Origin of the sequence: Cohnella rhizosphaerae (assembly GCF_029525575.1) — a bacterium.
In the GTDB taxonomy this organism is placed as follows: Bacteria; Bacillota; Bacilli; order Paenibacillales; family Paenibacillaceae; genus Cohnella; species Cohnella rhizosphaerae.
Genome location: NZ_JAPDIA010000009.1, coordinates 763,395 through 787,951, shown reverse-complemented (window position 1 = coordinate 787,951; position 24,557 = coordinate 763,395). Strand labels below are relative to the sequence as shown.

At 61.4% G+C, this 24,557-nt stretch carries 20 protein-coding genes and 4 pseudogenes; 5 read left to right on the top strand and 19 right to left on the bottom strand.

What is annotated here, in order from left to right; translation table 11 throughout:
- Positions 1-28: 28 nt before the first annotated feature.
- Positions 29-187: pseudogene (locus OMP40_RS42920) on the bottom strand (NlpC/P60 family protein); the annotation flags it as partial.
- On the opposite strand from OMP40_RS42920, the gene OMP40_RS37740 reads away from it, so the two are divergent.
- On the top strand, positions 186-335 hold the full coding sequence (locus OMP40_RS37740; protein ID WP_277539300.1) for a hypothetical protein: 150 nt from the start codon (positions 186-188) through the stop codon (positions 333-335). The pseudogene OMP40_RS42920 and the gene OMP40_RS37740 sit on opposite strands and share 2 nt — an antisense overlap.
- A 63-nt stretch (positions 336-398) precedes the next feature.
- On the opposite strand, the gene OMP40_RS37735 is transcribed toward OMP40_RS37740, so the two are convergent.
- The 9 genes and pseudogenes from OMP40_RS37735 to OMP40_RS40965 form a co-directional block, all read right to left on the bottom strand.
- Positions 399-1,088 (bottom strand): SH3 domain-containing protein, encoded by a 690-nt coding sequence (locus OMP40_RS37735; RefSeq protein WP_277539299.1) that lies wholly within the window; start codon positions 1,086-1,088, stop codon positions 399-401.
- A 1,963-nt stretch (positions 1,089-3,051) separates the two neighbouring features.
- Positions 3,052-3,993, bottom strand: a complete 942-nt coding sequence (locus OMP40_RS37730) for a glycoside hydrolase family 43 protein (RefSeq protein WP_277539297.1) — start codon at positions 3,991-3,993, stop codon at positions 3,052-3,054.
- A 15-nt stretch (positions 3,994-4,008) separates the two neighbouring features.
- Positions 4,009-5,666: pseudogene (locus OMP40_RS37725) on the bottom strand (MGH1-like glycoside hydrolase domain-containing protein).
- A 187-nt stretch (positions 5,667-5,853) separates the two neighbouring features.
- Complete coding sequence (locus OMP40_RS37720) at positions 5,854-7,176, bottom strand: ABC transporter substrate-binding protein (protein ID WP_277539296.1); 1,323 nt, start codon at positions 7,174-7,176, stop codon at positions 5,854-5,856.
- A 177-nt stretch (positions 7,177-7,353) separates the two neighbouring features.
- Positions 7,354-8,197, bottom strand: a pseudogene (locus OMP40_RS37715) (carbohydrate ABC transporter permease).
- 6 nt (positions 8,198-8,203) lie between these two features.
- A complete protein-coding gene (locus OMP40_RS37710; RefSeq protein ID WP_277539294.1) occupies positions 8,204-9,118 on the bottom strand; it encodes a carbohydrate ABC transporter permease in 915 nt (304 codons plus the stop codon).
- 65 nt (positions 9,119-9,183) lie between these two features.
- Positions 9,184-9,597: a helix-turn-helix transcriptional regulator gene (locus OMP40_RS37705; RefSeq protein ID WP_277539292.1), complete on the bottom strand. Its 414-nt coding sequence runs from the start codon at positions 9,595-9,597 to the stop codon at positions 9,184-9,186.
- A 44-nt stretch (positions 9,598-9,641) separates the two neighbouring features.
- Positions 9,642-10,910: a response regulator gene (locus tag OMP40_RS37700; protein ID WP_277539289.1), complete on the bottom strand. Its 1,269-nt coding sequence runs from the start codon at positions 10,908-10,910 to the stop codon at positions 9,642-9,644.
- Complete coding sequence (locus OMP40_RS40965; protein ID WP_338131386.1) at positions 10,885-12,057, bottom strand: sensor histidine kinase; 1,173 nt, start codon at positions 12,055-12,057, stop codon at positions 10,885-10,887. The genes OMP40_RS37700 and OMP40_RS40965 overlap by 26 nt, the downstream gene beginning before the upstream one ends.
- A 7-nt stretch (positions 12,058-12,064) precedes the next feature.
- Between OMP40_RS40965 and OMP40_RS40960 the strand changes: the two genes are divergently transcribed.
- Positions 12,065-12,793, top strand: a complete 729-nt coding sequence (locus OMP40_RS40960) for a hypothetical protein (protein ID WP_338131385.1) — start codon at positions 12,065-12,067, stop codon at positions 12,791-12,793.
- 149 nt (positions 12,794-12,942) lie between these two features.
- Here OMP40_RS40960 and OMP40_RS37690 read toward each other — a convergent pair whose 3' ends face one another.
- Both OMP40_RS37690 and OMP40_RS37685 read right to left on the bottom strand, forming a co-directional pair.
- Positions 12,943-14,562, bottom strand: a complete 1,620-nt coding sequence (locus tag OMP40_RS37690; protein ID WP_277539288.1) for an ABC-F family ATP-binding cassette domain-containing protein — start codon at positions 14,560-14,562, stop codon at positions 12,943-12,945.
- Positions 14,559-15,530, bottom strand: coding sequence for an MBL fold metallo-hydrolase (locus OMP40_RS37685; RefSeq protein ID WP_277539285.1), 972 nt, complete (start codon positions 15,528-15,530; stop codon positions 14,559-14,561). The genes OMP40_RS37690 and OMP40_RS37685 overlap by 4 nt, the downstream gene beginning before the upstream one ends.
- A 167-nt stretch (positions 15,531-15,697) precedes the next feature.
- On the opposite strand from OMP40_RS37685, the gene OMP40_RS37680 reads away from it, so the two are divergent.
- The 3 genes from OMP40_RS37680 to OMP40_RS37670 all read left to right on the top strand — a co-directional run bounded on the left by OMP40_RS37680 (position 15,698) and on the right by OMP40_RS37670 (position 18,163).
- Positions 15,698-16,885 carry a conserved virulence factor C family protein gene (locus OMP40_RS37680; protein WP_277539283.1) on the top strand — a complete coding sequence of 396 codons (1,188 nt, stop codon included), beginning with the start codon at positions 15,698-15,700 and terminating at the stop codon, positions 16,883-16,885.
- A 520-nt stretch (positions 16,886-17,405) separates the two neighbouring features.
- A complete protein-coding gene (locus OMP40_RS37675) occupies positions 17,406-17,831 on the top strand; it encodes an SRPBCC family protein (protein WP_277539282.1) in 426 nt (141 codons plus the stop codon).
- Complete coding sequence (locus OMP40_RS37670) at positions 17,831-18,163, top strand: ArsR/SmtB family transcription factor (protein ID WP_277539280.1); 333 nt, start codon at positions 17,831-17,833, stop codon at positions 18,161-18,163. The genes OMP40_RS37675 and OMP40_RS37670 overlap by 1 nt, the downstream gene beginning before the upstream one ends.
- A 104-nt stretch (positions 18,164-18,267) precedes the next feature.
- Here OMP40_RS37670 and OMP40_RS37665 read toward each other — a convergent pair whose 3' ends face one another.
- From OMP40_RS37665 to pflB, 7 genes and pseudogenes are all read right to left on the bottom strand, one after another.
- Positions 18,268-18,825: an EAL domain-containing protein gene (locus tag OMP40_RS37665; RefSeq protein ID WP_277539278.1), complete on the bottom strand. Its 558-nt coding sequence runs from the start codon at positions 18,823-18,825 to the stop codon at positions 18,268-18,270.
- The gene (locus tag OMP40_RS37660; protein WP_277539276.1) at positions 18,752-19,900 is read right to left on the bottom strand and encodes a putative bifunctional diguanylate cyclase/phosphodiesterase; all 1,149 of its coding nucleotides are present in this window, start codon (positions 19,898-19,900) and stop codon (positions 18,752-18,754) included. Before OMP40_RS37660 ends, OMP40_RS37665 begins: the two co-directional genes overlap by 74 nt.
- On the bottom strand, positions 19,828-20,589 hold the full coding sequence (locus tag OMP40_RS37655; RefSeq protein WP_277539273.1) for a hypothetical protein: 762 nt from the start codon (positions 20,587-20,589) through the stop codon (positions 19,828-19,830). Before OMP40_RS37655 ends, OMP40_RS37660 begins: the two co-directional genes overlap by 73 nt.
- Positions 20,590-20,717: 128 nt before the next feature.
- On the bottom strand, positions 20,718-21,122 hold the full coding sequence (gene mobA / locus OMP40_RS37650; protein ID WP_277539744.1) for a molybdenum cofactor guanylyltransferase: 405 nt from the start codon (positions 21,120-21,122) through the stop codon (positions 20,718-20,720).
- Positions 21,123-21,129: 7 nt separating this feature from the next.
- Positions 21,130-21,342 (bottom strand): annotated as a pseudogene (locus OMP40_RS42915) (NTP transferase domain-containing protein); the annotation flags it as partial.
- A gap of 77 nt (positions 21,343-21,419) precedes the next feature.
- Positions 21,420-22,190 (bottom strand): pyruvate formate-lyase-activating protein, encoded by a 771-nt coding sequence (pflA, locus tag OMP40_RS37645; protein ID WP_277539271.1) that lies wholly within the window; start codon positions 22,188-22,190, stop codon positions 21,420-21,422.
- 71 nt (positions 22,191-22,261) lie between these two features.
- Complete coding sequence (pflB, locus tag OMP40_RS37640) at positions 22,262-24,532, bottom strand: formate C-acetyltransferase (protein ID WP_277539269.1); 2,271 nt, start codon at positions 24,530-24,532, stop codon at positions 22,262-22,264.
- Positions 24,533-24,557: the final 25 nt, after the last annotated feature.

The window sequence follows — 24,557 nt, the reverse complement described above, 5'->3', positions numbered from 1 at the left end:
GCCGATGCCAGTCGGTCGTCACGCCGTGCGCTTTGTCCCGTACGTAGGCCGCCTGCTTGCGCGAGTCCGCCGGCAGCACTAGACCGAGCGCGTCCTTGAAAGCTTGCCTGACGAAGTCCGAGCAATCGAACGTATCGGTGTTGCCCCGGTCGGAACCGTACTCGTAGGGCGTGCCGAGGTATTTCATGCCGGCGGCGATCACGGCTTCGACGGCTTTCGAAGCGTTCGATGGTAATGGCGTCGGTGTCGGTGTCGGCGTTGGTGTCGGTGTCGGTGTCGGTGTTGGTGTTGGTGTTGGTGTCGGCGTTTGGGCTGCGGCGTTCAGACGAATGTAAGCGTCCGAGGTGCTTACGTAGCCCGACACGCCTGCGGCATCCTGAACCGCATACCAGTAGCCGTTAGGCTGGCCGGTCACGACGACGGTTTCGCCGGCTTTCAAATAGCGGATTCTGTCCCCCCGAAGTGGAAGGTTGCGTTCGAAAGTTGACGGACGAAACGATCGTTGCCGTCTGCGCCAGCGTTGGCGTCGAGGTTGGGATCGGCGTCGGTGTTGCAGAAGGTGTCGGCGTGGGTATGGATGTCGGCAGTTGGGGAGGCGACTGCGCAGGCACGCCGCCGTTCAAACTTATGTATTCATCGGAGGAGCTCACGTAGCCTTCGACGCCGCCCGCATCCCGAACCGCGAACCAATAAGCGTTCGGCGCTCCGGTGACGACCAAGGCTTCGCCCGGTTTCAGCATGCGGATTTTGTCGCCTGAAGTGGAGGGCTTCGTTCGGAACGTCACGGTTGACTTGACGGTTGCGGTTCGCGACGGCGCGGCGGGCGCGTTCGTTATTTTAATGTACTTTTCGTTCGACGACACGTATCCGGTCTTGCCGGCGGCATCCCGTACCTGCAGCCAATAATCGTTAACCGTCTGCAGCAGCGTCACCGACTCGCCCGCCTTCAGATACCGCAGCAGATCGCCGTTCGTGCTCGGCGCCTCCCGAAGGCTGACCGTCGATACGATCTCCGCGGTGCCCGACTGCACCGAAGCCGCCGAGGCCGGTCCCGGCACGGCCGCCGTCAGCATCGTCGCCAGCGCCAAACTTGCCGCCCACCCTTTTTTTGCTCATGCCAACGCCTCCCATGTTGATTAATGGAGAAAGATGTCGAATCTCCCACCGCCTCATTATAAAAGGGGACTCGATCCGCTCCTATCATGCGGAATGCTCAGGACAGACCGGATAGATAGGAGAACAGTTCCATGGGCGCATAGGAAAAAAGATGCAGGGCCATTGCCGCCCAACATCTTCCGATTTTTGTTTTCATTTATTTACCAGTTTTAAAATTAAAGCAAATGGGTATTATGCGCGTCAGAAAAGCCGTATGGTCATGCCAAAACCGACCGAGGCGCCTTGACGGACTTGACGGGCTTGACGGGCTTGACGGGCTTGACGGGCTTGACGGACTTGACGTCTTCGTGTTCGCGGCCTGTATCCAATAGCTGTTGAAACGCATTTATTTTCTTTAATCACAACGTTATTGGGCCAAATAAGTGTTGAAACGCAATTAATTTCTCACTTTCGAGCGTTTTGACCCGGTCTTGAACCAATTAAATGCGGTTGAACACTTATTTTCTCCCCAGCCCCGATCAGCGCGCCGATTAACTGCTTTTCAACACTTATCGCTCCCGGCTTCCGATTCCCGATTCCGATATCCCGGGTTATCCGTGTCTAGATCGAGCACAATCGCGCTTGGTCTTCTACTGGAACATCCAACTACAAAAAACTAGTTAGTTTCTAACCGAGACTTCATCGTCCGCGCGATGGCGCTGGATAGCTAGTTTGTTCCTAACCGGGACTTCGGCGGCGGGGCGATGGCGCTGGATAGCTGGATTGTTCCTAACCGAGACTTCATCGTCCGCGCGATGGCGCTGGATAGCTAGTTTGTTCCTAACCGAGACTTCATCGTCCGCACGGTGGCGCAGGATAGCTAGTTTGTTCCTAACCGGGACTTCATCGTCCGCGCGATGGCGCTGGATAGCTAGTTTGTTCCTAACCGAGACTTCATCGTCCGTGCGATGGAGCAGGATAGTTAGTTTGTTCCTAACCGAGACTTCATCGTCCGCGCGATGGAGCAGGATAGCTAGTTGGTTTCTAACCGAGACTTCATCGTCCGCGCGATGGCGCAGGATAGCTTGTTTGTATCCTAACCGGGACTTCATCGTCCGCGCGATGGCGCTGGATAGCTAGTTTGTTCCTAACCGAGACTTCATCGTCCGTGCGATGGAGCAGGATAGCTAGTTTGTTCCTAACCGAGACTTCATCGTCCGCGCGATGGAGCAGGATAGCTAGTTGGTTTCTAACCGAGACTTCATCGTCCGCGCGATGGCGCTGGATAGCTTGTTTGTTCCTAACCGGGACTTCATCGTCCGCGCGGTGGCGCAGGATAGCTAGATTGTTCCTAACCGGGACTTCGGCGGCGGGGCGATGGCGCAGAATAGCTAGTTTGTTCCTAACCGAGACTTCATCGTCCGCGCGATGGCGCTGGATAGCTAGTTTGTTCCTAACCGGGACTTCGGCGGCGGGGCGATGGCGCTGGATAGCTAGTTTGTTCCTAACCGGGACTTCGGCGGCGGGGCGGTGGCGCAGGATAGCTAGTTTGTTCCTAACCGAGACTTCGGCGGTGGGGCGGTGGCGCAGGATAGCTAGTTTGTTCCTAACCGAGACTTCATCGTCCGCGCGATGGCGCTGGATAGCTAGTTTGTTCCTAACCGAGACTTCGGCGGCGGGGCGATAGCGCTGGATAGCTAGTTTGTTCCTAATCGGGACTTCGGCGGCGGGGCGGTGGCGCAGGATAGCTAGTTTGTTCCTAATCGGGACTTCGGCGGCGGGGCGATAGAGCAGGATAGCTAGTTTGTTCCTAACCGGGACTTCGGCGGCGGGGCGATGGCGCTGGATAGCTAGTTTGTTCCTAACCGGGACTTCGGCGGCAGGGCGGTGGCGCTGGATAGCTAGTTTGTTCCTAACCGGGACTTCGGCGGCGGGGCGACAAGCGTCTCCGATTGGCTATTCGCCCGATCCGGTCAAAGGCTTGCCCACCGAGATCGCGCCTTCCTTTTCCGCGAGCGCCAGAAACAGGGGCCGCTCCTCCGGCGTCCGGTTCGGCGCGTGGATCGCCAGCGCACGCCGGCCGTCGAACAGGCGGAACACCATGCCGTGTCCGCCGTCGTCGCGGTAGAGCGCGTCCGGCTGATGCGTCCACGGGCCCAGGATGCCGCCGCTTTCCGACCTGGCGACGCCGAGCGCGTACGTATTGTCGATGAAGCTGGCCCAGAGCATATACAAGCTCCCGTCGTCGCCGCGGAACAAGAACGGTCCGTCGGTCACGTAGTTGACCGCATCCGGATAGCGCGGCGATACGAACGGCGTCGTCCACGGCGCCTCCGAAGCGCGGAACAGCGTGACCGGATCGCCTGCTGCTTGCGATAGATCCGCGGCCAGCCGAACCGCGCACACTTCTCCGTCCCCGATCTGCTGCCACTCGTGGCAGAAAACCATCCACGGATCGCCCGCCTCATCCACGAACAGGCTGCCGTCGAGCGAGCTCCACGCTTCCGGCGTGACGGGTCCGGCGCTCAGCGGCGCGAACGGGCCAAGCGGACGCTCCGCGGCGAGCGCGGCCGTGCCGAGCCGGCCGTTGTCGTTGCGGCGGAACGTCGCGAACATATAGTATCGTCCTTCGTACGCGTAAACCTCCGGCGCCCAGAAATTCGCGTCGGCGAAAAAATCCGCCGGCGGCCGGAATACCGGATGCGGCCCTTCCCAATTTTCCAGGTCTTTGCTGACATAAGCGTCGAAGCCCGTTCCCGGTCCCCAGATGTTTTTGTCCGTGCTGCCGAACAGGCAGTACTTGCCCTCTTCCTCCAAAGGCAGCACGAACGGATCGCGAATCTGTATGTCTTTTGTTTTCCAAACGGATTTTGAATCGGATTTCAGCTCGGATTTCAACTCGGACGAGCCTCCTTATTCGTAAGCGGGATAAACGAGCCCGACATCGCGCACGGACTTGAAGCCGCCGTCCTCGTAGGCGAGCAGCTCGTTGCCCTTGACCCTGAAGGGCACGGCTCGCCCTTTCCACGTGAGTTCGCCCTCGACGGCGCGCGCGCTCATGCCGAGCAGCCCGGTCAGCCGGCCCTCGCGGTCCGTGATCGCGCGGACGCCGGAGGGGGAAGGTCATCCACGGACGCTCGTCTCTGAACACGTACGAAGTCTCGCGCGTATTGACCAGCTCGTAGACGGCACCGTCCACCGTACGGCCGTAAGCCGTCTCGCCCGCCGGCGATTCGCCGTGGTCTCTCGCGTCGGGCAGCAGACCCGTGAACCACAGCTCGCCGCCCGGCGACGGCAGGATGCCGCACAGCCGCTCGACGTAGTCGAGCAAACACAGAATCGACGGCGAGTAGGCTTCGGTGAAGCCGGCTTCCCCCCGTCCAGGGACTCACCGTCTGCGCGAAGCGGGGCGCGCCGGCGAAGGCAGCAAGAATCGGCTGCATCGCCCAAGTCAGCTCGACATGGCGGCCGTGATGCTCGAATGCGTGCGGCGCGCGGATCAGGCTCAAGTAATTGGACGATCCGGCCCAGGTGTTGTAGCTGGAGAACGGATCGAACCGCGGGTCGTCCATCGCGATCGAGGTGAACGGATATTTGGCGAAAAACTTTCTCGTATTGAGCAAATAACGCTCCAGCATTTCGTCGAAAAAAGCGCGGTCGCCGACTTCGCACGCCAGGACGCGTAGCAGAACGTCGGACTGCACCCGAACCCAACGCCCGTGGCGGTCGCGGTCGTAGAAAAAATAGTCCGCGCCGTCGAAACACTCCCGGAACAAGCTTTCCAGGCTCGCGCCCGCCTTCTCCCGCCACACGTCGCCCGACTCGCCCAGTTCCTCCGCGATCCGGGCCAGATACAGCCGCTGGCAGTAGACGTTGGCCGTCAGGTCCGGCGCGAGAAAAGGCAGCACCGGCGAATCGGGATCGCACCGGGCGGCATCGCCCAGGTAAGGCGCATCCGGCGCGTGCCAGAAGCGCGGGGACAGGTCGTGCCCCGTATCGAAGGCGCTGAACGCCTCCACGCAGCCGGTGCCGCGCGTGTCGCGGTTCGCCGCGAGCCAGCCGTCGTAACGCGCCATCGCGTCGTACATTTCCCGCAAAAACGCCTTGCCCCCTCCACGGCTTCCGCCATGAAGCGCATAATGGTTCCATACGCTGCGCGCGAGCGGCGTGACGAGCTGGATCTGCCTGAAGGACGGGCCGTTATCCGTCAGCTTGTACGGGAACAAGCCGTCCGGGCGCTGATGCCGCGCGAACGACCGGTAGGTCGCCTCCGACACCTCCGGCAGGAAGCGGGAGAGCAGCTCCGCGTTGATCGTCCCCGTGCTCTCCAGCCAGCAGCCGCAGTAGATGCCGCCCTCCTGCAGGATCGGATCGCCGCCTCTCGTCGGCTTGATGCACGACATCAGCTGGCGCATCGCCTCGTAGTAGACCCCTTCCAGCCGTCCCTCCGACGCCGCGAATGCGACGCCCGATTGCCGCAGCGCTTCGGGAATGAGACCCTTCCCTTCGCCCCCGTCCGCCTGACGCAGCCCTCTCAACTTGTCGAGCAATCGTTCCGCTTGCATGACCATCCTGCTACCGCCCCGCTTTCATCAAATCGGAATCCCCCGCGACCGCGAGCCGGCGATGAGGGCCGACCCGCAATGGCGGGGGGATTATTCGCGAATCTAGGCCCGCGTCCTCGCATCCTGGCCCGCAGCCGCGATCCCGGAACGCATCCGGTCCGTCGGCGCCGCGGCGCAGGACGCTTTTTCGCCGTCAGGAATTGCTGTTGCTGTTAAAGATCTTGACCGTTCCGCTATAGAATTCGGCGACCGCCTTCTCCACGCTTTCCTTGCCGAAGCCGATCTTCTGCACCGTGTTGTCGGACAGCTTGATGAACTCCGCGTTGCCCGGCGGGTTGTAGCTGATCGCGAACGGCTCTTTCTTGTTCGCCTCGGAGACGCGGCTCGTGTAGTCGTATACGATCTTGTCGGCCGCGTCCGCGTCCGCCTTCAGCGCTTCCCGGCTCGCTGCCGTCACCGGCACGCCGCGGTTGTTGCCGAGAATTTTCGCCGCCTCGGGATCGTTGATCCAGAAATTCATGAACTTGGCGACCTCGGCCGGATGCTCCGTCTTGCCGTAGCCCGAGAGGCCCTGGCTCGATTCGAAGACGACGCCCGTCCCCTTCGGACCGCGAGGCACCTGCACCATCGTCAGCTCGTCCTTCGTCGTGCTCTGGAACGAAGCCAGCATGTTGGAAGGGAGCAGCGTCATCGCGACCTTGCCGGTGATGACCAGCGACTTGCTGGCGTCCGTAGGCGGACTGGACACCTGCAGGTCGGGCGTCACGACGCCGCCGGCTTTGGATGCCTTGTCCCAGTATTGGAACCACGGCAGCAGGTCGGCTTCCTCGAAGCCCAGCTTGTTGTTCGCCATGTCGTATAGCTGCTTGCCGTTTTGCTTCAGATAGATGTCCAGGCTGTCGGTCGTGAAGTTATAGGTGCCGTAGTAGCCTTTGCCCAGCTTGTCGGAGATTTCCTTGCTGATGCGGGCGAAGTCGTCCCAGTTCCAGCCGTCCTGCGGCACTTCGACGCCGGCCTTTTCGAACATCGTCTTGTTGATGACGATGCCGCGGGCGTTCGCGCCGGCCGAGATGTGCACCAGCTTGCCGCCGATCGTGCCGTACTCCACCATCGTCGTGTCCATGTCGGACAGGTTCAATTCCTTGTCCTTGTACGGTCCCAGATCGAGCAGCACGCCCTTGTTGGCGTAGTCGACCACGTTGCCGCCCAGGAAGAAAATGTCCGGCGCGGTACCTGAGGCGAGCTGGGTGTTCAGCTTGTCGAAATAGCCGTCCGAAGGCCCGAATTCGCCGGTGATCGTGATGCCCGGATTTTTTTGCTCGAACAGCTCGATCGCCTTGTTCGTCAGGTCGGCGCGCTTCTGGTCGCCCCACCACATCATGCGCAGCTCGACCGGCTTTTGGTCTCCGCCCGCGCCGCCCGCATTGCTCGAGCCTGCCGGCGAGCCGGAGCCTGCCGCGTTATTTCCTGCACCTGCGCCGCCCGAGTTGCCGCAAGCGCTGAGCGCGACCGCCATGGCGGTTATCGCGATCGGTAGCCATCTTTTTTTTCATCGTGAGCTCTCCCCCTAATCGTTTTTGAAATGAGAAGCGGTTACAATGCTCATCCTACTTGGATTCGCCGGCCGCTTGAATGTCATTCCTTCGGCTGTTCGCTATCAATTTTTTCAGGCGGCCCGGATCGCGAGTCGCGTTCACTTCAGGCCCGTCGTCGCGATGCCGTCCAGGAAATAACGCTGGAAGATCAGGAAGATCAGCGTGATCGGCACGAGCGACAGCACGGAGATCGCCATGAGCGCGCCCCAATCCGACGTGCCCGACGGGTCGAACAAAGCCCGGATGCCGAGCTGAACCGTGAACAGCTTGATATCGCTCAAATAGATCATTTGGCTGAAAAAGTCGTCCCACGTCCAGATGAAGGTGAAGATCGCGGTCGTGATGAGCGCGGGCGCCAGCAGCGGCATGATGATGCGAAAGTACAGCTTTTGCTGGCTGCAGCCGTCGATCGTCGCGCTCTCGTCGAGCTCCTTCGGGATGCCGCGGATGAATTGGACCATGAGCAGGATAAAAAACGAATCGTGCGCCAGCCACTTCGGCAGAAACAGCGGCAGGTACGTGTTGATCCAGTGCAGCTCGCTGAAAATGATGTACTGCGGCACGAGCGTGACATGGTACGGCAGCATGATCGTCACGAGCATCATGGCGAACCAGATCTTTTTTGAACCGGAACTCGAGCCGCGCGAACGCATAAGCCGCGAACGAACAGGTAATGATGTTGCCGAGCACGGCCAACACGGAGACCAGCGCCGAGTTGCCGAAGAAGCGGGCGAACGTGATGCCCTGGAAGCCTTCCCACCCGTTGCGGTAATTATCGAGCGTCCACGTGGACGGCCAGAGGCCCGTATTCGTGAAAATATCCTGATTCGGCTTGAACGAGCTCGCGAGCAGCCACAGCACCGGGTACAGCATCGCGAGACCGATCACAACGATGAGCAAGTGCCGCAATCCGCTGCCGGAGTAGCGTCTAAGCGTAAGCATGCCCGATTACCTCCCTTCCTTGCCGTCGCCGTAGAACACCCAGAACCGGGACGTGGCGAAAATGATGCCGGTGAAGACGGCGATGATGACGAGCATGATCCACGCCAGCGCGCTGGCATAGCCCATATCGAAGTAAGAGAAGCCCTTCAGATACAAGTACAGCGTGTAAAACATCGATGCGTCGAGCGGTCCGCCGTGCCCGTCGCCGATGACGTAGGCGGGCGTGAACGCCTGGAACGAATTGATGATGCTCATGATCAGGTTGAAAAAAATGACGGGCGTGAGCATCGGCAGCGAGATCTTGAAGAACTGTCGGACCTTGCCCGCGCCATCCACCTGGGAGGCTTCGTACAGGTCGGCGGGAATCTGCTTGAGACCCGCCAGGAAGATGACCATGGCGGAGCCGAACTGCCAGATCGACAGCGTCACGATCGGGTAGATCAGGTAGTCGGGGTGGGCGATCCAGGCGGGGCCGTCGATCCCGAACCAGCCGAGAAAGCCGTTGATCAGGCCTTCGGTGTCGAAGATCTGCCGCCAGACGATCGAGATGGCGACGCTGCCGCCGAGCAGGGACGGGATGTAGTAGACGGTGCGGTATATGCCGAGCGCCTTGATTCCCTTATTCAGCGCGATCGCCACGAGCAGCGCGAAAATGAGCCGCAGCGGGACCGACAGAACGACGTATTTGAACGTCAGCTTCAGCGATCCCGTGAAGGTCGCGTCGTCGGTAAAAATGGTTTTGAAATTGGCGAAGCCGATCCACTCGGGCGCGCTGAGCAGGTTATACTTCGTCAGCGACAAATACAGCGAGCCGAGCATCGGCCCGAGCGTCAGGCAGAATAGACCGATCAGCCAGGGCAGCAAAAACAAATAGGCCGTACGGTTGTGGGGATAAGCCCGCTGCCGGCGCGCAGTCCGCATAGCGCGACGCCTCCTTTGCGATGATGATATTCTCATCATAAGCATCGGAGGCGGAGGGCTGAATTCTATTTCTTCGGCAATTCGCTATCAATTTTTCCGGTTGCGGACGCCCGCTGCCGATAGTCCGACGGCGTCACGCCGTACGTCCGCTTGAACTTCGAGCTGAAGTAGCTGGCGTTGGAGAAGCCCGTCAGCTCGGCAATATCCCACAGGCTAAGCTGCGTCCCCTCCAGCAGCCGGATCGCGTGCGCCATCCGGGCGTCGGTGACGTATTGGATAAACGTCTTGCCGACCTTGCTCTTGAACATCTCCGAAAAATAAGAGGGGTTGTAGTTGAAGCGCTCGGCAAGGTCGGTCAGATTCAGATCCGTCATATAGTTCTCGTCGATAAAGCGCAGCACGGCGTCGATGAGCGCATGGTCGTTCTCCTCCGCCTCGTGCCGGTGCTGCCGCGCCACCTTCTCGGCGATCCGCGTCAAAAAAGGCGCAGGCCTTGTCCGCGGAATCCAGCGCGAGCGCCATTTCAGGTCGCAGCCACAGCTGCTCGGCGTGGTCCAGGGCAATGCGCGTTTCGTTCGCCTGCGACTCCAGCTGCAGGTACAGCTGGAAGATGACCTTGACGAAGCCGGCTTGCGAAGCGGCGAACGCCTCGTCCAGCGGCTGCCGGATCGCGCGCGCGAACGCTTCGGGCTCCCCCGCGTTCGAGATACCGCTCGAACACCTTAAGCTCCTCGCCGGTGAGGGCGGTCCGGCCGGCGGGCGCCCGGCGGTCCTCCCCGGGGAGTCCGCTCTCGGACAAATGCCAGGCGAGCAGCGACGAGAGATAGCCCTCCTTCCACTGTCCGAAGCCGATCGCGGGTCCGCCGAAGCCGACGGCCAGCTCGAAGCCGAGCAGCGCTGCCGTGGGCTCCGCAAGCTGCTCCGCGAAGTCCCGCAGCCACGCCTCGCTCTCCGCGCTCGCGAAGTGCACGAGACCCGGGTAGCTCGCATCGCGAAACGCCTCGCAAGCCCCGCCGCTCTCCTGCGCCCGCTCTCTGCAGATCAGCTCGAGCGGCAGGCGGAATTGCTCCGGGGAACGGTCGGACACCCGGTCGCCGATCCATTGGCGCTCCCCGTCTTCCGCCGTGTCGCCCGATTGCGGCCGCGCGCCCGAACGAAACGCCGCAGTGTCCGCTTCCGTCCCGGATTGCGCCGGGCGGCTTTTCGCGGCCGTCCGCTCGCGCAGCCCGACGGTCAGGAAGCGGACCTCCGTCCCGGCCCACGCGTCCAGCCCGAACCGGTGCGCCCGCTCGAGCGCCGCGGACGCCCGATCCGCTTCGCCTTTGACCAGGCGGACGATGAAGTGCTCCTTCATCTCCTTGTAGTACTGCGAGAGCTCCCAGCGCGTCCGCTCCTCGCGCGCCGTCTCCCGCCGCTCGCCGTCGAGCTCGGCGGCCACCTTCGCGAGCACGTCGGCCAGCTCGTCCGCGGCGACCGGCTTGAGCAAATAATCGCTCGCCTGGTGCCGCAGCGCGGCTCTCGCGTATTGAAAATCCTCGTAGCCCGTAATGACGACGAGCCGGACGTCGGGATGGCGCTCGCGGCACGCCTCCAGAAACGAGACGCCGTCCATGACCGGCATGTTCATATCCGTAATGACGATGTCGTAGGCTTCCTCCTCCAGACGCTCCAGCGCCTCGACGCCGTTGGAAGCCTCCCCGGCCAGTTCGAGCCCGAGCTTGTCCCCATCGATTTTCAGCCTCAACCCTTGCCGGATCTCCGGCTCGTCATCCACGATCAATACGCGGTACATCGCCTAACGCCTCCTGTACGGGAATGATGAGCTCGATGCGCGTGCCGGCCCCGGCAGCGGTATCGATGCGCACTTCGAATAGCGAGCCGTAATACAGGCGGCAGCGCGCGAGCACGTTGCCCAGCCCGATCTGCCGCTCCCGGCTGCTCAGAATTTCGTCGAGTCTGGACGATCCGGCCCCCTCCAGCAGCTGCAGGCGCAGCTGCTCGGGCATGCCCGGACCGTTGTCGGATACGCGCAGATGCAGACGCCCGTCCGTCCGGAAGATCCGGACTTCCACGATCGCCTCGGGATGCTGCTTAAAGCCGTATTTTACGGCGTTTTCGATGAGAGGCTGCAGGATGAATTTGACGACGGTCAGCGACGCGAGATCGCCTTCTTCCACGACTTGGAGCCGAAGCCTTTCCCCGAAGCGCACCTGCAGAATCGATACGTAATCGCGAACGTACTTCATCTCTTCCTTCAGGCTGACGAGATCGTCGCTCAGGCGAAGCGAGAAGCGCAGCATTTTGCCGAGCGAGACGATGACCTTGACCGTGTCGTCCGTCCGCTTCTGCATGGCGAGGCTGCTGAGCAGCTCCAGTGTGTTGAACAGAAAATGCGGGTTGATCTGCATAAGCAGCGCCTTGTATTCGGCCTGCTGCCGCAGCAGCTTCAGCTCGAATTCGCTCTGGATATGCTGGCGAAGGCGCACGATCATATTGCGGAAGGTCGCGGTCGCGAAGCCGACCTCGCTCCGGACGTGCAGCGACGGCGGCAGCCGGCTCTCGGCGCTGTCGAAGTCGCCCCGCTGCACGTGGCGCATCGCGGACACGAGACGGGAGAGCGGCTTGGTCACGCCATGCGACAGCCAGAAGGCGAGGAACACCGAGACGGCCAGCAGCAGCGCGAAAAGGAATACGATGCTGTCGCGCAGCTTCAGCAGCTGCGCGTACAGATCCCGTTCGGAGACGAAGCCGACCAGCATCCAATCCGTGAGCGCCAGCTTCTTGTACACGAGGATCTGGGACTTTCCCTGCGCGTTTTTGAAGTAGACGACGCCTTGCTTGCGCCAGCCTTCCCGCACGGCCGCCACTTGGCTCTGCGCTTCGTCCTGCGAGCCGTATTCGCTCTGAGAGAGCATGGGATTGCCGCCGCGGTCGAGCAAATAGATCGTGCCGCTCTCCCCCGAGGTGGATGCGGTTCAGCGGCTCGAGGAAATAGTCGGCGCTGACGTTGACCTTCAGCGCGTTGCGCGCCTGGGAAGGCTCGAAGGCGCCGAGCGGCATGAGCATGCTCACGACCGGATTCGAATTGCCCCGAATCTGCAGCTCCACGTCGTCGGTATGCGCCGGCAGCCAGCGTTCGTTCGCGGTCTTGAAGCTGCGGTACCATGCCTGATTCAGAAACCCTTTGTCGCGAACGACCTGATTGCTCATGCTGACCCACAAGCCTTCCTGACGGTAGATGGCGACGGAAGAAACGCTCGAGTAGCTGTTGGTCGTCTGCGACAAATACTTGCTCATCTTCAGATGCGCCAGCATCTTCTCGCCTTCCGGCAGCTTCGGGTCCGATGCGGCCTCGTCCCATTCGTCAGTCAGGTCGCTGTTGAAGACGAGCGAAGCGAGGTCGTAGATTTGCGTCTGCACCATGTCGACGTACGAGCCGTACTCGTCCATTTTCTCCAGCGCGGACGATTCAATGTAGGAGCGGATGATCGCGCGGGACTCGTTGAAGATCAGCACGGAGAGTGCGCCGAACGAGAGAACGAACAGCAGGACGAAAAAAGCGATCAGCCGGTTTCTGAGCGAATAGAACATAGGCGTCCCCTTCATCGCGGTATAAGTTTAAACATCATAACACAAAAAAAGAGAGCCTCCGGCATACGGCCGGAAGGCTCTTAAGAAAAGATATATTGAAAAGGGGGGGTCACTCATACATTGTACAAAACGACCGCCGTTGAAACGGAAACGCACATTACAGTTGTATTACAGAAATGTCGAAGCGATTCAAGCGTTCCAGCCTCGTTCCCGGAAGGCGCTCCGAAGGATGATCAGGCTGGCAGCATGCGCGCGCGCAGCGCCGTGATCTCCGGATTTTCCAGGTACTCGTCGTACGTCGTCATCCGGTCGATCAGCCCGTTCGGCGTAATCTCGATGATGCGGTTCGCGATCGTCTGGATGAACTGATGGTCATGCGACGTGAAGATCATCGTCTCGTCGGTGTCGACGAGCGCGTTGTTCAGCGCCGTGATGGATTCGAGGTCCAAGTGGTTGGTCGGCTCGTCGAGCAGCAGCGTGTTGGCGCTGGTCAGCATCATCTTGGACAGCATGCAGCGGACCTTCTCGCCCCCCGACAGCACGGAAGCCTTCTTCAGCGCTTCGTCGCCGGAGAACAGCATGCGGCCGAGGAAGCCGCGGATGAACGATTCGTCCTGATCCTTGGAATACTGGCGGAGCCAGTCGACGAGCGAATCGTCGTTGCCTTCGAAGTAGGCCGAGTTGTCCTTCGGGAAGTACGCCGGGGTAATCGTGACGCCCCACTGCACCGAACCGGAATCCGGCTCCACCTCGCCCATCAACACCTGGAACAGCGCGGTCTTGGCCTGTCCGTACGGACCGACCAGCGCGATCTTGTCGCCCTTGTTCACGACGAAGGAGACGCCGTCCAGCAGCTTCTCGCCGTCGACCGTCAGGCTGACGTTGTCGATCGTGACGATCTGCTTGCCCGCCTCGCGCTCCGGCTTGAATTGGATGAACGGATATTTGCGGCTCGACGGACGGATATCGTCCAGCGAGATCTTGTCGAGCATTTTGCGGCGGCTGGTCGCTTGCTTGGCCTTCGACTTGTTGGCCGAGAAGCGCTGGATGAACGCCTGCAGCTCCTTGATCTTGTCTTCCTTTTTCTTGTTCTGGTCGCGCATCAGCTGCGTGGCGAGCTGGCTCGACTCGTACCAGAAGTCGTAGTTGCCCACGTACATCTGAATCTTCGAGAAGTCGATGTCCGCGATATGCGTACAAACCTGGTTCAGGAAGTGCCGGTCATGCGATACGACGATGACGGTGCCGGTGTAACGGGCCAGAAACTCTTCGAGCCAGTTGATCGACTCGAGGTCCAAGTGGTTGGTCGGCTCGTCGAGCAGCAGAATGTTCGGTTGGCCGAACAACGCCTGCGCCAGCAGAACGCGGACCTTCTCGTTGCCGCCGAGCTCGGACATCTGCTTGTCGTGCAGGTCGGTCGTGATGCCGAGGCCGTTCAGCATCTCGGCCGCGTCGCTCTCGGCTTCCCAGCCGTTCATTTCCGCGAACTCGGCTTCGAGCTCGCCCGCGCGCATGCCGTCCTCGTCGGTGAAGTCGGCCTTCGCGTAGATGGCGTCCTTCTCCTTCATAACCTGGTACAAGCGCTCGTAACCCATGATGACGGTGTCAAGCACCTTGAATTCGTCGTACTCGAAGTGGTTCTGCTTGAGCACCGCGAGGCGCTCGCCCGGCGTGATATGCACTTCGCCGCTCGAAGGCTCCACTTCGCCCGACAAAATCTTCAGGAACGTCGACTTGCCCGCTCCGTTCGCGCCGATCAAGCCATAGCAGTTGCCCGGCGTGAACTTGATGTTGACATCCTCAAAAAGCGGACGCTTGCCGAATCTGAGGCTGACGTTATTAACTGTGATCAATCCAATCCATCCTTTGCTTCGTTATCGATGACATGGCCTCGCGAGAAGCGCATGGTCTCTCCGTGCTGGAGCAGGAAAATCTTCTCCTGCGGAATGCCGAGGCGCGCGCGCTCGGCCTCGAGCCGCTCCAGCGCCTCCATCGGCGTGTCGTCCGACAGCTTGAAGGCGCCGTAATGCATAGGAACGAAAATGTCGGCCTTCAGATCCTGATAGGCCTTGAGCGCCTCTTCGGGGCTGACGTGCTGCGCGGCCATGAACCATTCGGGATCGTAAGCCCCGATCGGCATGAGCGCCACGTCGATCTTGAAGCGTCGGCCGATCTCCTCGAAGCCCCTGAAGTAGCCGCTGTCGCCCGCGAAGTAGATGGTCGGTCCCTGATGGGACTCCATGACCCATCCGCCCCAGTGCGAATTGTTCATGTCCCAGGGATTGCGGCGCGTCCAGTGCTGCGCGGGCACGAACGTGAACTTCACCCCGTGCACGGTGCAATTCTCCCACCAGTGCATCTCGTGAACCTCGCCGAAACCCCGGATCGCCATCTTGCGCTTCAGGCCGGCCGGTACGTACAACCGCTTGGGCCCCCGCAGGCGGCGCAGCGAACCGAAGTGAAGGTGGTCGTAGTGAGAATGGGAGACGAGCACGAGGTCGACGGACGGCATGTCGGACAGCTCGACGCCGGGCGGCGCCAGCCGCTTCTGCAGCGCCATGCGGCGCGCCCATACCGGGTCGGTGACGATATTGAGTCCGCCCATCTGCAGCAAAAACGTAGAATGCCCGATCCAGGTAACAGACGGCTCTTGACGGTTATGATGAAGGAAAGACAGATCCGGCTTCACGTTCGGGACGCACTCCAGGTATCCCTTTTTCCTCATCTTCTGCAGGCGTTCCTGACGCCATCGCGCGAACTGGTCCCTTCCCGCGGCCCCCGCGCGAATGGCGTCCAGATTGCCGAAGCGGCTCTTAGGCATGGTACCCCTCCGTTGACGTACTAATCTTACTATAGCAGGAATCAGGCCATTGTTCCAAGACCGATATGTCACTTAAATACCCCTCCTTTGGCAATACGGAACGCGGTGCGGTATTGTATAGAGAGAGAATGGCGAGTTCAACATATGCAAAGCGAGGTCATCCGTACATGAAGCTGCTGTCAATTGAGCCGACGCCCAGCCCGAATTCGATGAAGCTGAACGTGGACGAGGCGCTGCCGGCCGGCGAGCGCCACACCTATACGATGGACAAGATCGACCAGTTGCCGCCCTTCGTGGCGAAGCTGCTCGCGATTCCCGGCGTGAAGTCGGCGTTCAGGACGGCCGACTTCTTCGCGCTGGACCGCCGCCCGAGCGCGGATTGGGCCGGCATTCTGGCCGCCGTGCGCGAGCTGTTCGGCGCCGCGGCGGACGGCGGAGGCGCCGGCGCGGGCGATGACGCGCTCGCGTACAGCTTCGGCGAAGCCCGCGTGCTCGTGCAGATGTACCGCGGCATCCCGATGCAGATCCGCGTGCAGAGCGGCGGCCAGGAATCCCGGGCCGCGCTCGGCCAGCGGTTCACGGACGCCGTGAACGAGGCCGCGGCCGGCACGTTCATTCGCGAGCGGCGGCTCGCGGAGTTCGGCGTCCGCTACGGCGAGCCGCAGGAGATTTTGGAGGAGGTCGCGCGCGAGCTGGACGCGGCCTACCCGGACGAGCGGCTGCGCGAGCTGATCGCGGCCGCGCAGGCTGCCGGCGCGGGCGAAGGCGCAGTTGCGCCGGACGCGCCCGAAGGCGGCGCCGCGGCGAGCCGGGCGACGACGCCGGAAGAACTAGAGGCGGCGCTTCGCGCACCGGACTGGCAGACGCGCTACGCGGCGCTGTCGCGGGCGAAGCCCGACGCGGAGCTGCTGCCGCTGCTCGCGCAGGCCGCGCGCGACCCGCAGGTGTCGGTGCGCCGGCTCGCCGTGGTCTACCTCGGCGACCTGCGCATTCCCGAAGCGCTGCCGCCGCTGCTGGCCGCGCTGAAGGATTCGTCGGCGGCCGTGCGCCGGACGGCAGGGGACACGCTCTCGGACATCGGCGATCCCGCCGCAGGTCCGGCCATGGCGGAAGCGCTCGGCGACGCCAACAAGCTTGTGCGCTGGCGCGCCGCGCGCTTCCTCTACGAGGCTGGCGACGCGTCCGCGCTCGAGGCGCTGGAGCGGCTGGCCGCGGCCGAGCCGGAGTTCGAAGTGAAGCTGCAGGCCGAGATCGCGATCGCGCGCATCCGCAGCGGCGAAGAAGCTGCCGGTTCGGTTTGGCAGCAGATGACGCGCATGCGCGAGCAGCGGCAAAGCGAAGGCGAAGCTCGGTAACAAGGCTAAGGGTTCCGCCTTAAGCGGCAATGTTCGCCTCGACGTCTTTGCATCAATCATTGAATACCGTAATTACGCGCAACCCCTTTACCGTAATAAAGGCATGCGCAAGCAGCCTTTTTCGGCTGACTTAATCCGCTCCCCCCCGAGCGTTTGAACAATATCCCCTTGCGTCAGGAAGCGGCGCTTCAAAGGTGCCACAGTTCGACGACATATCATTCCAAGGAAGCGAGTGCAGCCCTGTCTGCATTCGCTTTCCTGTTTGAAGGGCTTTCCTGATCGAAGGGGATACTGTTAAAACGGGAAATTTAAAAGCCCCCTGGCGACAGCCGTTCTAGCCAAAGAAGCGAGTGCAGCTCTCACCTGCATTCGCTTTCCTGATTGAAGGGGATACTGTTAAAACGGAAAAAACAGCGTTCTTTTTCTGAGGCAAATTCCGGTTGACATGAAACCATTCGGTTTCGTATGATGTTTATATGAAACCAAAAGGTTTCCCTTATACTGAGGAGGCGCACGTGATATGAGCAATGCCCGCAAACTTCCCGATATCGTTCGCACGTTGGAGTTGAACGCGCCGATCGAGAAAGTATGGAACCTGGTATCCACGGCCGAAGGTCTCTCCGCCTGGTTCATGCCGCCGAACGATTTCGAGCCGGTCGTCGGCCATGAATTTACGATCAACGCCGGACAGTTCGGCATGTCGCCCTGCAAAGTGACCGCAGTCGATCCGCCCGAACGTTTTTCGATCGACTGGGGCAAGGACTGGACGCTGTCGTTCGAGCTGAAGGCGCTGCCGGACGCGCGCACCGCGTTCACGCTCACCCACGGCGGGTGGGACGAAGACGCCCTGACCGAATTCGGCCAACCGCACGGCGTCATCCGCGAGCATATGGCAGGCGGCTGGGACGGCATCGTCGCCAAGCTGCAGCGGCTGGTCGAGGCCTGATGGGACAAGCGCTGCCGCAGCACGACGTCTACCAGGCGATCGCGGACCCGAGCCGGCGGCGCCTGCTTCGCCTGCTGACGCAGGGCGAGCAGCCGTTGTCGGCGCTCAGCGGACAGTTCGACATGAGCCGGACCGCCGTCTCCAAGCATTTGCGCGTCCTGCGGGAAGCGGGGCTCGTCACCGAGCGGCGGGCCGGACGCGAGACACGTTACGCTTTCCGCCCGGAGCCGCTGGCGGAGCTAAAGGATTGGCTCGCCTACTTCGAGCAGTTCTGGGACAACAAACTGGCAATGCTGAAGCATTTGGCGGAGACGCCGGACGAAGAAGCATAATCCAACGCGTGCGAAAAATCCCCTTGCGCTGTTCTTGAGCGCGAGGGGATTTTTACTGCGCATCGCGTTCGCTTGGCGCGAAGCTGCGCCGTACGTTACGGCCGCTACGACTTCCAATGCTCGAGCAGCACCTTTTGGATCAGCTCGGCCGGCTGCGGGCGATAGAACAGGAAGCCCTGGATATCGTCGCAATCGTGTTCGGCGAGGAATCGGTACTGCGCCTCCGTCTCGACGCCTTCGGCCACGACGGACAGCTTCAGCCGGCGGGCGACGAGCATCATCGCATGGATGATCGCTTCGTCCCGCTCGTCTTTGCCGATGCCGCTGACGAAGGAGCGATCAATCTTGATCCGGCTGATCGGCAGCGACTTCAGATAGCCGAGCGAAGAGTGCTGGGTGCCGAAGTCGTCGATCGACAGCGTGATGCCCATGTCCCGCAGCAGCTCGAGCGTCGGGAGATTTTCGTTTTTCATGGCCATGTTTTCTGTAATCTCAAGCTCCAGGTACTGCGGATCGAGACCGGAAGCTTCCAGAGCGCCGCGAACGGATGCCGCCACGTCGCCCGAAGCGAACTGGCGTGCGGACAGGTTAACCGCGATGCGCAGCTCGGGAAAACCCGCCTCCTGCCACGCTTTGTTCTGCGCGCAGGCGACGCGGAGCACCCACTCCCCCGATCTCGACGATAAGTCCGGTCTCTTCGGCCAGCGGGATGAACCGCTGCGGCGACACCGGGCCCAGCTTCGGGTGATTCCATCGCAGCAGCGCCTCCATGCCGACCAGCCTGGCGCTTCCCGCTTGGATCTGAGGCTGATAGTACAACTCGAGCTCGCCGCGGGAGAGCGCCTTTCGCAGGTAGCTGCGCAGCTCCATCAGTTCGCTTGCTCCCGCCTGATCGTTGTCTTCGTACGATTTGTAACGGTTTTTCCCGGCTTCCTTGGCCGCATACATCGCTTTGTCGGCGTTCTTGACGAGCGCCGGCGCATCGGCGCCGTGATCGGGGAAGATCGCGATGCCGACGCTCGCGGTCAAGTAATATTCGGCCCCCTTGAGATAGAAGGGCTGTCGGAACAGCTCGATCACCTGGGCCGCGAGCCGCTCGCCGGCATCCGGATCCTCGATATGCGGCAAAATGAGCGTGAACTCGTCTCCCCCTATTCTGTAAAAAGCCAATCCGGGATACGGTTCCACTTCGATGCCTTGAAGGCGCAGGGCGGCTTCCTTCAGTAAAATATCGCCGAACGTATGGCCGAGCGTATCGTTGACCAGCTTGAATTGGTCGAGATCCAGATAGAGCAGCGCAAGCTTGCGCCCCATCCGCTCGGCGGCCGCGCGCTGTTCCTCCAGATGCTGGTTGAAGTACGTCCGGTTGTAGGCGCCGGTGACGGCATCGTGATACGCCAAGTAGCGCAGCTCCTGCTCCTTGCTCTCGAGCATCCGGTTCTGTTCGCGAAGCTCCTCCTCGATCGCGATCAACTCCTCGTTCGAGGCTTCGATCGTCTCGTTCGCCCGTTGAAGCTCGTTCGTTCGCTCGCGCACCTTGATGTCGAGCTTGGCTTTGCCGGTCAACTGCACGTACAGCAAATACAGGATGAGCGCCACGCAAAGCATGCTGATCACGCGAATCAGCAGCACTTTGTTCTCGATCTCGCGCAGCTGGCTTTTCTTCAGTTTGCCGGCAAGCGCCCATTCGCCTTCGGGCAGCTTGACCATCTCGCGCAAGCCTGATCCTTCGAACAATTCCTCATCGCCGAGCAGGAGAAGACCGTTGGCCCGCAGCGCGATATCAAGCTCCCCCCGCATCCGCCGACCGGATGCCCTCCCGGATCAGCGCCGGCACGTCCAGCACGATCGAGGCAAACCCCCCAGAAACGGCCGTTTACGAAAATCGACTGCCGCGTCAACAATCCAAGGCCGCCCTGCGCCAGCTCCCGCGGCCCGATGAGGGTGACGCCTTCCATCTTCATCGTGCGGTTCGCGTTGGCGCGAACCTCCGGGTCAGGGTGCTCGAACAGGTTGAGCCCGAACAGCGCTTCGTTCCCCTTTAATGGATACACGTACCGCGCGATGCCGTTCGGATACAAGGACAGGTTGCGAACGTCGGGTATTCTCGGCACGAAATGAGAAGCGAATTCGTTAAACCGCACGACGTCGATATCTTTGCCGTTCATGAGCTCCGTGTCGGCAAACGCCTTGAGACTCTCCGACAGCAGCAGCCTTCGCTCCACGGCGAGCCGCAGCGAATTGGCTTGTGCGGCAAGCTCGGCAGCGGCGTCCTGATCGGCTTTTCGCACGATTCTGTCCTTATAGAGGGACGTGCTCCAGGCAATCGGAACGGAAAGAAGAATAAAAATGACGAGAAGCAGCGCCCAAACGCCGAGCGCTGCTTTTCTGGCGGATGTATGATGGATCGGTTCAACTGAAGGCATGAATGGCTTTCCCCCGCAGACGGACTGTACATAGCTATTTCAACATGAAACGACATAATCCTGCATATCCGCCGCAATGTCGTCGGGTTACGGTTTGAAATAGCTTTGCCCGCGATGGGCCGGCCCGATCAGCCGGTGGATCGGACGAGATGCAGCAAGCTTTCGGCGCGTTCGTAGTCGGCCTCGGAATGGATCTCGAAGGAAAAACAAGGCGCGCCTTGTTCCGCTTCCTGTTCCGCCGGTACGCCAAGCCAGTGTATTCGCCCGAGCAGCCCTTCCATGCTCCCGACGCCGGCAGTCAGCAGCGCGGCGACGATCTCCGCGCAGCGGCTGTCGTACAGCCCGTGCAGCGGGATCGGCCGCTCGCCAACGAGCGGGATGACGGCTTGAACGCCGTCCGCGAAGCCTGTCATCAGACGGCGCGCTTCCTCGGCCGAGATGAACGGCATGTCCGAGCCGACGATCCATACCAGCGGATTGCGCGCGAGACGCAGCGCCGAATGCATGCCGCCGAGGGGGCCCGCGCCCCGGATAAAAATCCGTGATGATGCGGACGGACGAATCCAACACGTCGAAAAACGGTTTGGGCGTATCGGTAACGACGATGATTTCTTTGCACAGCTTGCGCATTTCTCGCACCTGTCTGACGATTGCGGCCTCTTGCCGCAGCGGCAGAAGCGCTTTTAGCGAGCCGCCCAACAGCGACTTGGGGCCGCCTGCGAGAATCGCGCCGGTGAGGGATACGGTGGACATGTCATTTTCTCCTTTCTCGATGGAACGCACGAGGACGCATCTCCCCGATCCTCGCCGGGAAGAAGCGTCCGTCCGCGTTACCTTGCGGCCTTTTCGGTCTTTGCAGACGTTGAAGCTGTCGCAGCTTGCATGCCTTGCTCGATCAGCCGATAGGCTCGCTCCACCTCGCCTTGCGACGGCTCCGGCACGCCGTCCAGCCTGTAGGCTCTGCCCAGCTGCTCCCACTTGTACACGCCCATCCGGTGGTACGGCAGCACCTCGATCTTGTCGACGCCGCGCAGCTCGCCGATAAACTCGCCTAGCGCCAGCAGCTCGGACATCCCGTCGGTCCAGCCCGGCACGAGCACCCGGCGGACCCACATTTTAATGCCGGCGTCCGACAGATGGCGCGCAAAGGCCAGTATGCGATCATTGGGCTGCGAGGTGAGATGCTCGTGGCCGGCGCGGTCGATCATTTTCAGGTCGAGCAGCACGAGATCGGTCGCGTCGAGCAGCCGCTTCGCATGATGCGGATCGCAAAAGCCCGACGAGTCGAGCGCCGTATGCAAGCCCCACCGCTCCTTGCATTTCTCGAACAGCTCGGCGACGAACGGCGCCTGCAGCGTAGGCTCCCCTCCCGTCACGGTGATGCCTCCGCCCGACCGCTTATAGAATGGAACGTACGGTTCGATCTCGGCTAAAATGTCGTCGACCGTCCGCAGCTGTCCGGTCTTGGTGTCCCATGAGTCGGGATTGTGGCAATACGCGCATTGGAGCGCGCAGCCCTGCATGAAAAGCACGAAGCGAATGCCCGGACCGTCGACCGTTCCGAACGTCTCCAGAGAATGAATCCTTCCGGCATGATGCATCGTAGAGTCCCCCTCTGAAGTACCGATTTATCGAATCGCGGTCCGCTCGATCCGGGCACGCCGCCGTCCGGTCAGATCGAGCCGTGGAACGTCCGGTTGATGACGTCGAGCTGCTGCTCCCGGGTCAGCTTGATGAAGTTGACCGCATAGCCCGAGACGCGGATCGTGAGCTGCGGATATTGCTCCGGATGCTCCATCGCGTCAAGCAGCTGCTCCCGGTTGAACACGTTGATGTTCAAGTGATGCCCGCCCTTGTCGGCGTAGCCGTCGAGCAGCGACACCAGATTGCCGACGCGCGCGTCTTCTTCGCGGCCAAGCGCCTTCGGCACGATCGAGAACGTGTTCGAGATGCCGTCGAGGCAGTTGTAATACGGCAGCTTGGCGACCGAGCTGAGCGAGGCGAGCGCGCCCTTGCGATCGCGGCCGTGCATCGGGTTCGCCCCCGGCGCGAACGGTTCGCCGGCCTTGCGGCCGTCCGGCGTGCTGCCGGTCTTCTTGCCGTAGACGACGTTCGACGTGATCGTCAGCACCGACAGCGTCGGCATGGAGCCGCGGTACGTCGCGCGCTTGCGCAGCTTCGACATGAACGCGTCGGTCAGGTCGACCGCGATATCGTCGACGCGCGAATCGTTGTTGCCGAACTGCGGATATTCGCCTTCGATCTCGAAGTCGACCGCGAGCCCCTTTTCGTTGCGGATCGGCTTCACCTTGGCGTACTTGATCGCGGACAGCGAGTCGGCGACGACCGAGAGGCCGGCGATGCCGGTCGCCATCGTGCGCAGGATCTCCGTATCGTGCAAGGCCATCTCGATGCGTTCGTAGCTGTACTTGTCATGCATGTAATGAATGACGTTCAGCGTGTTGATATACAGCTTCGACAGCCATTCGAGCACCTCGTCGTACCGCGCCATCACCTGGTCGTAATCGAGGTACTCGCCCGTCAGCGGCGCGAGCTCGGGACCGACCTGCACGCCCAGCTTTTCGTCCTTGCCGCCGTTGATCGCATACAGCAGCGCCTTGGCGAGATTGGCGCGTGCGCCGAAGAACTGCATCTGCTTGCCGATCCGCATCGCGGAGACGCAACAGGCAATGCCGTAGTCGTCGCCGTAAATCGGGCGCATCAGGTCGTCGTTCTCGTACTGGATCGAGCTCGTGTCGACGGATACTTTGGCGCAGTAGTCCTTGAAGCCTTCGGGCAGCCCGGTCGACCAAAGCACCGTCAGGTTCGGCTCGGGCGCCGGACCGAGATTGTACAGCGTGTGCAGGAAGCGGAAGGAGTTTTTCGTGACGCGCGTCGTTCCGTCCTTGGCCATGCCGCCGATCGACTCGGTCACCCAGGTCGGGTCGCCGCTGAAGAGCTCGTTGTAGTCGGGCGTCCGCAGAAACTTGACCAGCCGAAGCTTCATGACCAGGTGGTCGATGAGCTCCTGGGCTTGCTCCTCGGTCAAGGTGCCTTCCTGAATATCGCGTTCGATATACACGTCGAGAAAGCTGGATACGCGACCGAGGCTCATCGCGGCGCCGTTCTGCTCCTTGATCGCGGCCAGGTAGGCGAAGTACAGCCACTGTACCGCTTCCGTCGCGTTCGTCGCAGGTGCCGAGATGTCGTAGCCGTAAGCGGCCGCCATCGCTTTGAGCTCGCCGAGCGCCCGGATCTGCTCGGACACCTCCTCGCGAAGACGGATGAGGTCTTCGCTCATGACGTCCTTTTCCAGCGCGGTCAAGTCGGCCTGCTTGGCCGCGATCAGCCTGTCGACGCCGTACAGCGCCGCCCTGCGGTAGTCCCCGATGATCCGGCCGCGGCCGTAAGCATCGGGAAGACCGGTGATGATCGCGGCTTTGCGGGCGAGGCGCATCTCGGCGGTGTAAGCGTCGAATACGCCCTGGTTATGCGTCTTGCGAATGTCGGTGAAGGTGCGGACCATCTCGTCCGGCAGCTTGTAGCCGTAAGCTTCGCAAGCGTCCTGCGCCATTCGGATGCCGCCGAACGGCTGGATCGAACGCTTCAGCGGCGCGTCGGTCTGCAAGCCGACGATTTTCTCCAACGCCTTGTCGATATAGCCCGGACGATGCGAGACGATCGTGGACACCGTCTCGGTGTCCACGTCGAGCACGCCGCCGTTTTCCCGCTCCCGCTTCATCAACGCCAGCACGTGCGTCCACAACTGCCGGGTCGCCTCCGTCGGATCGGCCAAAAACGCGGCCGACCCTTCATAAGGCGTCAGGTTGTGCGCCAGGAAATCGTTCACGTCTACGGCCGTTTGCCAAGCGCCCGCTTGGAAGCCTCTCCAGCCGTCCAAGCGGCCGGCGGATTCGCCGATCGTCTTGTTTAGAATGCTCATGCCCGTTGCCCTCCCATGATCGTCG